Origin of the sequence: Nocardia sp. NPDC059195, from assembly GCF_042754695.1 — a bacterium.
Taxonomy (GTDB): Bacteria; Actinomycetota; Actinomycetes; order Mycobacteriales; family Mycobacteriaceae; genus Nocardia.
On the sequence record NZ_JBHZBG010000052.1, the window covers coordinates 1 to 12,853 of the forward strand.

The following is a 12,853-nucleotide window of genomic DNA, read 5'->3' on the forward strand; positions in this document are numbered from 1 at the left end:
TTTTTATTTTCTGGCGTCTCTCTTTTGTTATTGTTTTTATACCATTAGATCTGGGGGTGTGCCCCGGGGGGGTGCGACCGGTCCCCCCTGGGGGGGGGGCCGCCCTTCCCCGCCCCCCGCCCCCGACTGCATTACCGCGTATTACTTACCCGGCGTCGGCGTGCCGCCGCTGACCGAGATCAGCGCCTGAATGAAAGGCAGAACGGCTTCGCTCAGGCTGCCCGCGCCGGTCGCCATCAATTCGTAGAGGGATCCCATGTGTCTTCTCCTTGGGTGAGGGAATGATCAGCGAACTCGATTGGAGTTCGGCGATGTTCTTCGGGTGTAGCGTTTACGGGAAGAAGGCCTCGACCGAGCCGAGGAAGACCGCGAGAAGGCCGTCACCCTCGACCATCGAACCCAGTCCCGCAATTGCGGCCATCATTATCTCGGTCAGTGAACCCATGGCGAATCTCCTTGCATGATTGGTAAGCATCCCGCCGGAAAATGGGGGTACCGTCGACCGGGATGTGGATCACAATCAGATCTCTGTTGTGATGTGGACAACGTAGCTCCGCGCATTTTCTGCGGCAGGAAAATCGTGCGATTCGCGCAATTCGGACTGAGATCCTTCCCGGTGGAAGTGCCGGACGGTGTTGGTACCTGTCACTAAGGATCGCGCCGTGACCTGTACGGATGTCCAGTCCCGTCAGATCGACGGCGAACGGCCACGTTCGCCGCCGAATCTGTCAATCCCCCTGGAGTCGGCCGCGCCAGATGCGCGCCGGAATTCCGCTGACCAGATCCCGGCGCCGCAGCACCTGGATCCGCCACGGGTCGAGGCGAAGCACCTGGAAGGCCGGGTCGTCGGGTCCCTGCCAGAACTGCCCGGGGTCGTAGCCCGCGCCGGGCGGGCTGCCGTGCCGGTACAGGTCCCACACGTGTGCGCGCTCGCCGGGATCATCGGTCCATTCAGCGACCGTGTCGACGGCCACGGTGTTCTGCGCCGGGCTCCAATAGGAAAACGTGACGTGCGGATTTCCCGCGATGTGGGCGGCCTTTACCGGAGTGCGGTACGTCCCGAGCCAGCCAACCGGGTGGTCGGTATCGGTTTCCCAGACCGGAATCAGGACCCGCGAGCGCGGTCGGCCCTCGGCGTCGACGGTGGTCATGGTCGCGTAGTTGATGGCGCCGACGATGGCGTCGAAGTCGGGTTTGATATCGGCGAAAGTATGGACGTGGGCGCGCGTGCGGTTACTCACTGCTGCACCTCGACGTGTTCGAGCACGACAGCCGGAATCGGCTGCGCGGCCGGTCGTCCGGAGGCCGAGGGATCGGGGCTGTCGGTCACGGTGTGAGTCATGGGTTCACCGTGCACCGGTGGACTTCGGACGGACTCAGGATCGACTTCGGGCGTGCGCCGTGTGCAACGTGTGGGGGTCGGCGGCCCGGCCCGCGTCGAGTTCGGTGGTGAGCCGGTCGGCGCCGATGTCGGCGCCGATGCGCGCCTCGATCCGGTCGACATCCCCGCGTTCGGCCGCGGGCAGCGGAGCGCCGGTCGACCGGCGGAGGGTGTCGGCGGCGCCGAGTAGCCGAGCCGCGTGCGCGGAATACCCTGCGAGCGAACGCGCGCCGGCGAGACCTTCCAGAGCGAGTGCGTGGGCGCGGGGATCGCCGGTGCGCAGGGCGGAGTCGAGTCCGCGCAGGTGCCGGTGTTCGGCTTCGTCGGCGTCACCGGCGAGTTCGGCGGTGAAACCCAGTTCGGCGAGGATCAGGGCGGCGCCGAAATGCGATCCGGACCGCAGATGCCAGTCCAGCCAGGTGCTGAGGTACTCGCGGGCCGCGGCCAGATCGCCGCGGCGCCGGGCGACCAGGCCGAGCCCGAGTACCGCGGATTCTTCGCCGACGAGGTGTCCCTGATCGACCGCCACCCGACGGGCTCGCTCGTGGAGCTCGGCGCTGCGGTCGAGCTCACCGCGCAGCAGGGCGATCCGGCCGAGCGAGGTGAGCCGCTCGCCCACTTCGGTCCACAGCCCGAGTTCTTCGGCGGTGGCCAGCGCGCTGCGGTGATAGTCGCGGGCAGCATCGAGGTCGCCGGTCACCTCGGCATAGCTGCCGAGCAGGAAACCCGCGATGGCCTGGCCCCAGCGATCACCTACCCGCGCGAACAGATCCCGGCTCCGTTCGGCGTGCTCGCACAGCCCCATAAGGTCGCCGCGGGCGAACGCGTCCCGCGCCAGCGATACCGAGGCCGCCGCGATACCCCAGTCATCTGCGTTGTCGGCGAAGGCATTGCGCAGGTCGGTCGCGTCGTCCATCCCCTGCTGGGCCGCGAATCCGGAGTACACGTGCGCGAGATACCAGCGAGCGCGCAGCTCCGCCGGTGCGGGTCGCGCGGTGACGGCGGGCAGTGTGTCGACGGTGCGGCCGACACCGACTTCGAGCGCGTCGCGCCACAGCAGCGCCACCCGGCGCGCAGGGGAATCGGCCCCGCCGGGCACCGCGAGAGCGGTGCCGAGGGACCGGATGCCCTCGGCGAGGCGTCCCCGCATCACCCAGTACCAGGCGAGCGCGTTGACCAACCGCAACGCATCCGCGGATCTGCCCGCGGCACGGGCGGTTTCGAGTGCCCGGCGCAGATCGGCGGATTCGGCGTCCAGCCGAGACAGCCAGCGGCGCTGGTCGCCGGTGCGGAGGTGCTGGTCGGCGCCTTCGGCGAAGGCGAGGTAGTAGGCGAGATGCCGCAGCCGCGTGCCGGATTCCTCGCCGCTGTCGCGCAGCCGGTCAACGCCGTAGGCGGCGATCGATTTCAGCAGCCGATAGCGCGGGCGAACATCGGCGGCGGGCGTGATGATCAGGGAACGATCGACCAGGCGGGCCAGCAACTCCGCGACCTCGGTACCCGCGATAGCGCCACCCGCGCAGACCGCCTCGGCCGATTCCATTGTGCTGCCGTCGGCATAGGCCGAAAGCCGCCGCAGCACAGCACGTTCGGGCTCGTCGAGGAGTTCCCAGCTCCAATCGATCACCGCGCGCAGGGTGCGCTGCCGATCCGGTGCGTCCCGATACCCGGACGACAGTAGCGTGAAACGGTCCTCGATCCGGTCGGCGAGGGTGTGTACGCCGAGTGCGCGGACCCGGGTCGCCGCCAGTTCCAGGGCCAGCGGCAGGCCGTCGAGACGGGTGACGATGGTCGCGATCGCGGCGGCATTGTCAGCGGTGACGGTGAAGCCGGGTGCGCTCGAGCGCGCACGCTCGACGAAAAGCTGTGCGGCAGGCGACGTTTCCGCCGTCTCGGAGTCGCCCGAGGTTCGGGTGGCCGGCACGGCCAGCGGTGTCACGTGCCAGATGAATTCGCCCGCGATGTTCAGCGGGACCTGGCTGGTGACCAGTACTCGTAGATCGGGGGCGGTGGCCAGTAGCCGCGAGACGAGCGTGGCGGCGGCCTCGGCGACGTGCTCACCGTTGTCCAGCACGAGCAGCAATTGCTTGCCGCGCACCGCGTCGGCGAGATGAGCGAGCTGAGTTCCGTTGTCGGGCACCGGGAACGGGCTCGAACCCGCGGAATCGTCACGCACATCGAAGGCGGCCGCCACAACCTCGGTGAGTGTCGTCAACGCGCTGTCCGGGTCGGCACCGAGGCACAGCCCGGCGAGCTCGACGAACAACACGCCCTCACGCGCGGAATGCTCGGCGGCGGTGGCCGAAGCGAGGCGGGTCTTGCCGACTCCGCCCGGTCCGGTGAGGGTCACCAGCCGTTCGGCACGGATCAACGCGGCGATCGCGGCAAGGTCGTCGTCGCGGCCGATGAGCGAGGTCGCGGGCACCGGCAGTGCGGGGCGCGGTGTCACGGGTGCGGTGGGCGCGGGCCGAACCCGGGCGCCGAGGGCCGGATCCTGTTCCAGCACAGCACGATGCAGGGCGGCGAGTTCGGGGCTCGGGTCGAGTCCGAGTTCCTCGGCGAGGTGTTCGCGCAGGCGCCGATAGGAATCCAGGGCCTCGCCGTGTCGCCCCGACCGGTACAGCGCCAGCATGTGGGCGGCGCGCAGCCGTTCGCGCAGCGGATGTAGTGCGGTGAGCTCACCGAGTTCGTCGGCGACCTGATCGTGTTCACCGAGGGTGATCCGGGCCTGCGCGAGTTCCTCGACGGCCGTGAGTCGCTGTTCCTCGAGGCGCAGCACCGGAATCCGCGCGAAGTCGTGATCGGCGAGGTCGGCCAAGACCTCGCCGCGCCACAACGCGAGCGCTTGCGCGAGAAGCGTTGCCCGAGCGGCAGTATCCTCGCTCGCGCGCGCCTGGTGGAGCAACTGCTGGAACACCTGGGAGTCCACCGCGGCCTCGGCGACCTCGAGGAGATAGCCGGGGGAGCGCGACACCAGCAACTCCCGCCCGCCCGCTTCGGCGTCGCCGAGGACCCGGCGCAATTGCGAGGCCCGAGTCTGCAACGAACCCGCCGGGTTGGCAGGCAACGCCGTGCCCCACAGATCCTCGACGAGGCGGTCGGCGGGCACGATCCGGCCCGGTTCGACCAGCAGTGCGCCGAGCAGGACCCGCACCTTGAGTTCTGGAACCCGGACGGCTTGTCCATCGTCGGTCCAGACCGCCAACGGACCGAGCACTCCGAAACGCATGTCACCCACCCTAAACGGCCCGGGTATGAGTGCGGCGACGTGCGGTGCCTTGCTCGTCGACGGGATCTCACTGGGCATCTGCGGCACCGACCACGAAGGTGATGTGGCGGTCGCCAACACGCGCCTCGGCGCGGGTGGATTGCGCTGCGCCTCGAACACAGTGCCGGCGACGGCAGCTCGAGGTCGTCTGGAGTCGACCCGAAGGGTTCCTGAAGTGCGGCCCGGCATTGTCGGTCCCAGTTCGAATCGTCCTCGAAGGGAAACTCCTGATGTCCGAGTTCACCGATATCCCCGAGCGGGCAGGTACCCGCCAATGGCTGGGACTTGCGGTACTGCTCCTGCCGACGGTGCTGCTGTTCCTCAGCATGACCGTGCTGTTCCTGGCCACCCCCTATATCGCGGCCGACCTGTCGCCGAGTAGCGGCCAGCTGTTGTGGATCAACGACATCTACGGGTTCGTGATGGCGGGGTTCCTTGTCACCATGGGCACCCTCGGTGACCGGCTCGGCCGCCGCAGGCTGCTGCTGGCCGGTGCCGCGCTGTTCGGCATCGCCTCGATCCTGGCCGCGTTCGCGCCCGGCCCCGACCTGCTGATCGCGGCGCGTGCGCTGATGGGTCTCGGCGCGGCCGCCGTCATGCCCGCCACGTTGTCGCTGATCACGACGATGTTCCGCGACGACCGGCAGCGCGCCACCGCCATCGGTCTGTGGGCGGCTTCGGTGTCGGCCGGTGTGGCGCTGGGCCCACTGCTCGGCGGCCTCCTGCTCGACTCGCTGTGGTGGGGTGCGTCCATGTTGATCGGCGTGCCCGTGATGGCGCTCGTCGTGCTCGGCGTGCCGGTGCTGATTCCGGAATACCGTGCGCCCCAGGCGGGTCGGCTCGACCCGATCAGCGTCGCGCTGTCGCTGGCCGCGCTGCTGCCGTTCGTCTACGGCGTGAAGAAACTGGCCGAGACCGGGTTCACCGCCGAATCCGTGGTCACTGTGCTCGCCGGTGTGGTGTTCGCGGTGGTCTTCGTCCGCAGGCAGTTGCGACTGACCGACCCGCTGCTCGATGTGCGGCTGTTCGCGAACCGGACCTTCAGCGGATCGCTCGCGGTGTACATGCTCGCCGCCATCGCCCTGGGCGGGGTGTACCTGCTGTTCACCCAGTACCTGCAGCTGGTCGCCGCCCAGTCGCCGCTGCAGGCCGGGTTGTGGATCCTGCCTGCCGCGATCGCGCTGGTCATCGTCTCGACCGTGACCCCGGCGATCGCCCGCCGTGTCCGTCCGGCGTTTGTGATCGCCGCGGGCTTGGCGCTGTCGACCGTCGGCTATCTGGCGCTCACCCAGGTCGAGAGCGTGGCGGGATTGCCGCTGCTCATCGTCGGCTTCTACATCCTGTACCCGGGCATCGCCCCCGCCATGGCGTTGATCCCCGGCCTGGTCATCGGTGCGGCGCCCGCCGAGAAGGCGGGCGCGGCGTCGGCGGTGGACAGCACCGCCAGCGATCTGGGTGTGGCACTGGGTGTCGCCCTGCTCGGCAGTATGGGAGCGGCGGTCTACCGGGCCGGAATGTCGGGCGAAGCGGGCGCCGCCGCGGAAACCCTGCCCGGCGCGCTGAGTTCGGCCGAGTCCCTGCCCACCGAGGTCGCCGAGTCCGTCGTGGCCGCCGGCCGCGAGGCGTTCACCAACGGCCTCAACGCCGCGGCATGGGCTGCCGCTGTGCTCTCCGCAGTGGGTGCGGTGCTGGCGGTGGCGCTGCTGCGCCGGATCCCGGCCGGTGCGACCTCCGTTCCGGAAACTGGAGCGACAACGGAGGTCTCGGCGGCCGGGGGTGACACCGAGCGAACCACCGTCGCTGTCTGACCGTCGCGGGATCCGCCGACCTCAGCGATCCGCAGCACCAGTTCACAGGTGCTGTGGATCGCTGTCCTACCGGGCCCCGATGCCCTTGCGCCGCAGCAGCGTTGGAGTTGCGCGCCGACGCCATCGATGACTACTGCCGGTTGCCGAGATCATCGGGGGAGGTGCGGCCGGTGACCACCATCAGCAGTTCTGCCGCCGTGCCGGTGATCGGCGTGCCGTTTCCCGCGGTCCAGGAGGTGTCGGTGGTGGTCAACGAGTATCCGGCCAGACGGTTTCGCGCGTGGAAGGGTGCGCCCATCGTCCACACGCGGTCCAGCGAAAGTCGCGCTGCTGCGGGCGGCATGACCCGGTCGACACCGAGCGGGATGGCGATGTCCTGGCCGTGGACAAGCAGATCCATCAGCCGGTCGATCGGTGTGGTGCCGATCGGGATCGCCCTGGAGTCGGTCGTGGCGCGCAGTTGGGCGAGCAATTCGGTGGTCGGTGTTCGGTCGGCGTGCCGGACGGCGGTGTCGTGGATGAGACGGTCGGTGTTGCCGCGAGCACGGATCAGGTTCACCAGCAAGGAGACGATCGTGACGCGGGTGGCCAACACGAGGTGGGCCACGACGTCGCGAACACGCCACCCCGTACACAGCGAGGCGGTATCCCACGCCGATTCGGGCAGGTCGCGCAGCAGTTCGACCAGGGTGGCTCGTTCCTCGGCCACCGCCTGCCAGATCGTGTCGTTCATCGTGTCGTGTCCGGTCATCGTCGAGTCTCCTTCAGAGGGGCGTCCTCGGTACCGTAGGAGTTCCACCGAGGTGGAGGTGCCAGTAAAAGTGACCCACATCACATATTTGACGATCGGCGAGCTCGCCGCCCGAACCGGTGTCGCGGTGCGAACGGTCCGGTTCTACTGCGACGCGGGCCTCCTAGCCGCCGCTCGCTCGCCGACCGGTCACCGAGTGTTCGAACCCGGCGCTGTCGATCGGCTCCTGCTGTTGCGCCGGTTGCGTTCCTTCGGCGTCGGACTCGCGGCGATCGAAGACGTGCTGGACGGCACCCGGTCGATCGCGGAGGTGATCGCGGCCGAACGGGTCGCCGTCGACGACGAACTCGACGCACTGAACCGACGTCGGGCGCTCCTGCGCGCTGTCGAATCGGCAGCCCCCGATACCCAGGACGAGCACCTGAATCTGCTTGCCGCCGTGATCGATCCGCGAGCCGCCCATGATGTGCTTGTCACGTTCTGGCGCCGCCAGCTCGCCCCGCTACCGGCCGCGGCCGTCGACGGCTTCCTCGGCATGAACGTCCCCGAACTGAGCGCCGACGCCAACCCTGAACACCTCATCGCCTACGCGGAACTCATTGCCGCCGTATCGAACCCGGACATCGCGACCGCCATGTACGACACGATCCGCCACCGCAGCACCCCCGGCGTCCGCGACGAACGCCGCCTACTGTTCGACGTCGCCGACGCCTGCGTCGCGGCAGCACCCCGCGTAGCCGCGGGCCATCCACCCCACCCCGGCGCGGAACTCGACCACTACGTCGATGTCCACGCCACCGCCCGTGGCCGCCACGACACCCCGACCTTTCGTCGCCAACTCCTCACCGACGCTCCGGGCGCGGACCACCGAGTCCGCCGATACTGGCAACTGACAACAAGATTCACCGGCGAGGCCGTCACCTCCGGTGCCGCCCAACTCTGGCTCTTCGACGCCCTGAGCGACTCGGTGACGCGACAAGGGGAGGCCGATGACCGGCCTCCCCTTTCTCGAATCAGAACTCAGGGAACAACTTCGACGATGTCGCCCGGCTCCAGCCACTCGTAGTGCGCCTTCGCGCCCTCCGGGGTCAATCGGATGCAGCCGTGGGACTGCTCCTCGGTGGGTCCGATGTGATAGGCGATGTCGCCGTTGAAGAAGATCGCGTATTCCATGGGTGCGTTGTGCAAAGTGCTCCAGTGGAACGGCTTCTTGAACGCCACGTTGAACACTCCGGGGGGCGTTTCGTAGCCGGGACGGCCGTGTGACATCGGGCTGGGCCCGAAGGTGACGTTGCCGTTGTCCATCAACCACGCGTTATTGGTCGACAGCTGCAGGCACGCACGCGCTTTCTCGCTGCACGGGGCCACCACGGGCTCCGGCGGCGGGGCGGGAATGATGGCGGGCACGCCGGGCACATCGGGCCCGCCCGGCCACAGTGGTTCGGCCTGCACTGGTGCTGCGACCGCGGCTCCGACCATCGCCGCGCACATCGCCGCCTGCACGGCCCACCGGGGAATACGACTACTACTCACGAAATCTTGCCTCTCTCGCCGCGCCCACCCCTGGTCGTCGTACGCCCAGAACATGAGCTTTCACCATCGACACAAGCCTCGGAAACATAGAGGTACAGCGATCATGGAGTATTGCGATCGTGTTGAGCAAGCCCGAGGCCGGGCCACCGGCGCGTCACGCACCTGAGCAGACAAAAGTGTGAGCACTTGACTACTTAGGTAAGCCTGACCTACTCTGATCTCGGCGTACGGATGAGCCGGTAGTCCCGAGGGCTGCGGTCGACTCCGCCATCCTGCCGCGGCGGGCTCCGTTTTCGAGACGGAGCTCGCCGCTACGTCTTCCCGGCTGCCTCGCACGGTTTCTGATGGTGTAAACCGGATCATATGAGCGAATTGTCCCTGTCCCTGGCCGACGTCACCCCCGAGTTGATGACGAAGGCCAGCGAAGGCACCTTCACCGACCTCATCGGCTTGCGCTACACCGAGGTCTCCCCGGACCGGGTGCGCGGCGAATGGGAAGTGCGCCCCGCGCTGTACCAGCCCGCGGGTATCCAGAACGGCGGCGTCTACTGCACCGTCATCGAAACCCTCGCCAGCGTCGGCGGCGGCGTCTGGTTCGGCGAGCGTGGCTCGGTGGTCGGCGTCAACAACAACACCGACTTCCTGCGCGCCGTCCGCGAGGGTGTCCTCACCGGCGAGGCCACCCCGATCCATCGCGGCCGCAGCCAGCAACTCTGGGTCGTCGTCATCACCGACACGGACGGCCGCACCGTCGCCCGCGGCCAGGTCCGCCTGCAGAACCTGGCCGCCTAGCAGTCCCCTCGGTAGAGCTGCGCGTCAGCCGAAGGTGGTGATCCGCCACCCACCGCGGTCGAGCACATCGACGATCAACGCGCCGATATTCCACGCGTCGTCGTCGCCGCGGTGGTGGGTGCCTTCGAGGGCGATCTCGGCGATCTGGAGCGCGCGGTCCATGCCCGGTCGTCGGCGCAGGTCGTGGGTCTCGGCGAAGACCTGTTTGGCGTTGGTGTGTTCGGGGCCGAACGGGTATTCGACGCCGGTCGCCGCGCATTGGGCGCGGAACTGCTTGCGGTCGTAGTCGCCCCAACTCGCCCACGGCCGCTCGCTCGCCGCGAACTCGCTCGCCAGCAGACGGCACGCCGCACCGAAGTCGACGCCCTCATCGACCTGCTCCTGGGTGAGCGTGGTGAGCTCGGTGCAGAAATCGCTCACCGTGGACCGGGTCGGGCGCACGATGATCCCGTGCTTGCTCACTCTGGTTCGGGTGGCGAGATCGACCACGGTGATCCCGATCTCGATGATCTCGGTGGTCTGCCCGGCGGGCGGATCGCCTGCCCAGCAGGTGGCCTCCACGTCGACCACATTGAGCAGGCCGGTCCATTCGTTCATGGGTGTGACGGTACGGGCGGGTAGTGGCGCGCTCCAGCGATATTCGCGGGCGTGGAGTCGGCGCAACCGCTGCTCGACCGGTGACGTGGCTGCTTCGGAGCCGAGCGTGGGCCCATCGTTAACATCTCGTTAACCACCTCGGGGTCGTCCCCGGTCGCGCTCGGCGGCGGTCGCCGCGCGGACGCGGGACGTGCCAGAATGTCGCTCACCGACCACCACCCGCCGAGGAGAGAACGTATGCGCCTGTCGCCGCACGAGCAGGAACGGTTGCTGCTGAGTTATGCGGCCGAGCTGGCGCGCCGGAGGCAGGCGCGTGGGTTGAAGCTGAACCATCCCGAGTCGATCGCGTTGATCACCGATCATGTGCTCGAGGGTGCACGCGACGGGCGAACCGTCGCGGAATTGATGTCCTCGGGGCGGTCGGTGCTCACCCGTGCGGATGTGATGGACGGGGTGCCTGAGATGATTCACGACGTGCAGGTCGAGGCGACGTTCCCCGATGGGACCAAGCTCGTCACCGTGCACCACCCGATCGGATAGGCGACGCGCATGATTCCCGGTGAATATCTGTGTGCCGAGGGCACGATCGCCTTGAACGAGGGCGCGGTACGCGTCGAACTCGAGGTGGTCAATACCGGTGACCGCCCGGTCCAAGTGGGCAGCCACGTGCATTTCCCGCAGTCCAACGCCGCGCTGGAGTTCGACCGCGAGGCCGCCTACGGGCACCGGCTCGATATTCCGGCAGGCACCGCGGTTCGTTTCGAACCCGGTCTGCCGCAGCGGATTTCGCTGGTTCCACTCGGTGGCACCCGCGAGGTATACGGCATCAGCGTGAACCCGCCGGGGCAGCTGGATGCAGATGATTCACCGCGATATCCGGGAGAGAGTCGATGACGGAACTGAGCCGCGCCCGCTACGCCGAACTGTTCGGGCCGACCACCGGCGACCGTATTCGCCTGGCCGACACCGACCTGCTCATCGAGATCACCGAAGACCGCAGTGGCGGACCGGGACTCGCCGGTGAGGAAGCGGTGTTCGGCGGCGGCAAGGTGCTGCGCGAGTCGATGGGTCAGTCGCGCGCCACTCGCGCCGACGGTGCCCCCGACACCGTCATCACCGGCGTGGTCATCGTCGACCACTGGGGCATCATCAAGGCCGACGTCGGCATCCGCGACGGCCGCATCTGCGGCATCGGCAAGGCAGGCAATCCCGACACGATGTCGGGCGTGCACCCGGACCTGGTCGTCGGGCCGTCGACCGAGATCATCGCGGGTAACGGCCGCATTCTCACCGCGGGCGCCATCGACTGCCACGTCCACTTCATCTGCCCGCAGCTGATGGACGAAGCGCTCGGCGGCGGCATCACCACCCTCATCGGTGGCGGCACCGGCCCCGCCGAAGGTTCCAAGGCCACCACCGTGACACCGGGCTCCTGGCATCTGGCGCGGATGCTGGAATCGCTCGATCACTGGCCGATGAACATCGTGCTGCTCGGCAAGGGTAACACGGTCAGCCACGAATCGATGTGGGAGCAATTGCGCGGCGGCGCATCGGGTTTCAAACTGCACGAGGACTGGGGCTCCACCCCCGCCGCGATCGATGCCTGCCTCACCGTCGCCGACGCGGCGGGCGTGCAGGTGGCGCTGCACTCGGACACGCTGAACGAGGCCGGTTTCGTCGAGGACACCCTCGCCGCCATCGCGGGCCGCGGCATCCACGCCTACCACACCGAGGGCGCGGGCGGCGGCCACGCGCCCGACATCATCACTGTCGCTTCCCATCTCAATGTGCTGCCGAGCTCCACCAACCCCACCAGGCCGCACACCATCAATACCCTTGACGAGCACCTCGACATGCTGATGGTCTGCCATCACCTGAGCCCGTCGATCCCCGAGGATCTGGCCTTCGCCGAATCGCGGATCCGCCCGTCCACCATCGCCGCCGAAGACCTCCTGCACGACCTGGGCGCCATCTCCATGATCGGCTCGGACTCCCAGGCGATGGGCCGCATCGGCGAAGTGGTGATGCGTACCTGGCAGACCGCGCACGTGATGAAACGCCGCCGCGGCGCCCTGCCCGGCGACGGCGCGGCCGACAATGCCCGCGTGCAGCGCTACATCGCCAAATACACCATCTGCCCGGCGGTTTCGCACGGGCTCGATGACGAGATCGGTTCGATCGAAGTCGGCAAACTCGCCGACCTGGTGCTGTGGGAGCCCGCGTTCTTCGGCGTCCGGCCGCACGCTGTCCTCAAGGGCGGCATGATCGCCTGGGCCGCGATGGGCGACGCCAACGCCTCCATCCCCACTCCCCAGCCCGTACTCCCGCGCCCCATGTTCGGCGCCGCGGCCCCCGCCGCCGCGGCCACCTCCCTGCACTTCGTCTCCGAACAGGCCATCGACGACGGCCTCGCGAACCGATTGAACGTGCGCCGAAAGCTGGTGCCGGTCAAGAACGCTCGCCGTGTCACCAAGGCCGACATGCCCCACAACGACGCCATGCCACGCATCGAAGTGGACCCCGACACCTTCACCGTCCGCATCGACGGGGAGGTCTGGGCCGAGGAACCCGCCACCGAACTCCCGATGGCCCAGCGCTACTTCCTTTTCTGACCCACCGCCGGGGTGAGCTAGTGCCTCGTCAAGCAACCTTCGGTAGGTAATCCGGTAGCCGGATCTTGGAGTTGACGGCGAAGTCTCGCTTGGGTCGGGCGTGCTGGTTGT

General features: G+C 68.1%; 11 protein-coding genes. 6 read left to right on the forward strand and 5 right to left on the reverse strand.

Features of this window, described 5'->3' with window-relative positions; all coding sequences use genetic code 11:
* Nucleotides 1-728 precede the first annotated feature (728 nt).
* Complete coding sequence (locus tag ACFXKN_RS33000; protein ID WP_378946071.1) at nt 729-1,241, reverse strand: pyridoxamine 5'-phosphate oxidase family protein; 513 nt, start codon at nt 1,239-1,241, stop codon at nt 729-731.
* A 135-nt stretch (nt 1,242-1,376) separates the two neighbouring features.
* A complete protein-coding gene (locus ACFXKN_RS33005) occupies nt 1,377-4,610 on the reverse strand; it encodes a BTAD domain-containing putative transcriptional regulator (protein ID WP_378946075.1) in 3,234 nt (1,077 codons plus the stop codon).
* Nucleotides 4,611-4,879: 269 nt separating this feature from the next.
* Here ACFXKN_RS33005 and ACFXKN_RS33010 point away from each other — a divergent pair, with 269 nt between their 5' ends.
* The gene (locus ACFXKN_RS33010; RefSeq protein ID WP_378946079.1) at nt 4,880-6,457 is read left to right on the forward strand and encodes an MFS transporter; all 1,578 of its coding nucleotides are present in this window, start codon (nt 4,880-4,882) and stop codon (nt 6,455-6,457) included.
* 130 nt (nt 6,458-6,587) lie between these two features.
* Here ACFXKN_RS33010 and ACFXKN_RS33015 read toward each other — a convergent pair whose 3' ends face one another.
* Complete coding sequence (locus ACFXKN_RS33015; protein WP_379434738.1) at nt 6,588-7,208, reverse strand: maleylpyruvate isomerase family mycothiol-dependent enzyme; 621 nt, start codon at nt 7,206-7,208, stop codon at nt 6,588-6,590.
* 70 nt (nt 7,209-7,278) lie between these two features.
* Here ACFXKN_RS33015 and ACFXKN_RS33020 point away from each other — a divergent pair, with 70 nt between their 5' ends.
* The gene (locus ACFXKN_RS33020; RefSeq protein WP_379434740.1) at nt 7,279-8,274 is read left to right on the forward strand and encodes a MerR family transcriptional regulator; all 996 of its coding nucleotides are present in this window, start codon (nt 7,279-7,281) and stop codon (nt 8,272-8,274) included.
* Here ACFXKN_RS33020 and ACFXKN_RS33025 read toward each other — a convergent pair.
* Complete coding sequence (locus ACFXKN_RS33025) at nt 8,229-8,741, reverse strand: L,D-transpeptidase (RefSeq protein ID WP_378946092.1); 513 nt, start codon at nt 8,739-8,741, stop codon at nt 8,229-8,231. The genes ACFXKN_RS33020 and ACFXKN_RS33025 overlap by 46 nt on opposite strands.
* A 408-nt stretch (nt 8,742-9,149) precedes the next feature.
* Here ACFXKN_RS33025 and ACFXKN_RS33030 point away from each other — a divergent pair, with 408 nt between their 5' ends.
* Nucleotides 9,150-9,533: a PaaI family thioesterase gene (locus ACFXKN_RS33030; protein ID WP_378946271.1), complete on the forward strand. Its 384-nt coding sequence runs from the start codon at nt 9,150-9,152 to the stop codon at nt 9,531-9,533.
* 24 nt (nt 9,534-9,557) lie between these two features.
* Here the strand turns inward: ACFXKN_RS33030 and ACFXKN_RS33035 are convergent, their stop codons facing one another.
* Nucleotides 9,558-10,130 (reverse strand): exonuclease domain-containing protein, encoded by a 573-nt coding sequence (locus ACFXKN_RS33035; RefSeq protein ID WP_378946096.1) that lies wholly within the window; start codon nt 10,128-10,130, stop codon nt 9,558-9,560.
* 237 nt (nt 10,131-10,367) lie between these two features.
* Between ACFXKN_RS33035 and ACFXKN_RS33040 the strand changes: the two genes are divergently transcribed.
* The 3 genes from ACFXKN_RS33040 to ACFXKN_RS33050 are packed head-to-tail and all read left to right on the forward strand — an operon-like array spanning nt 10,368 to nt 12,742.
* Nucleotides 10,368-10,670 carry an urease subunit gamma gene (locus ACFXKN_RS33040; RefSeq protein WP_056810177.1) on the forward strand — a complete coding sequence of 101 codons (303 nt, stop codon included), beginning with the start codon at nt 10,368-10,370 and terminating at the stop codon, nt 10,668-10,670.
* Between the two features lie 9 nt (nt 10,671-10,679).
* Complete coding sequence (locus ACFXKN_RS33045; RefSeq protein WP_378946099.1) at nt 10,680-11,024, forward strand: urease subunit beta; 345 nt, start codon at nt 10,680-10,682, stop codon at nt 11,022-11,024.
* A complete protein-coding gene (locus ACFXKN_RS33050) occupies nt 11,021-12,742 on the forward strand; it encodes an urease subunit alpha (protein WP_378946104.1) in 1,722 nt (573 codons plus the stop codon). The genes ACFXKN_RS33045 and ACFXKN_RS33050 overlap by 4 nt, the downstream gene beginning before the upstream one ends.
* The last annotated feature ends 111 nt before the right edge of the window (nt 12,743-12,853 follow it).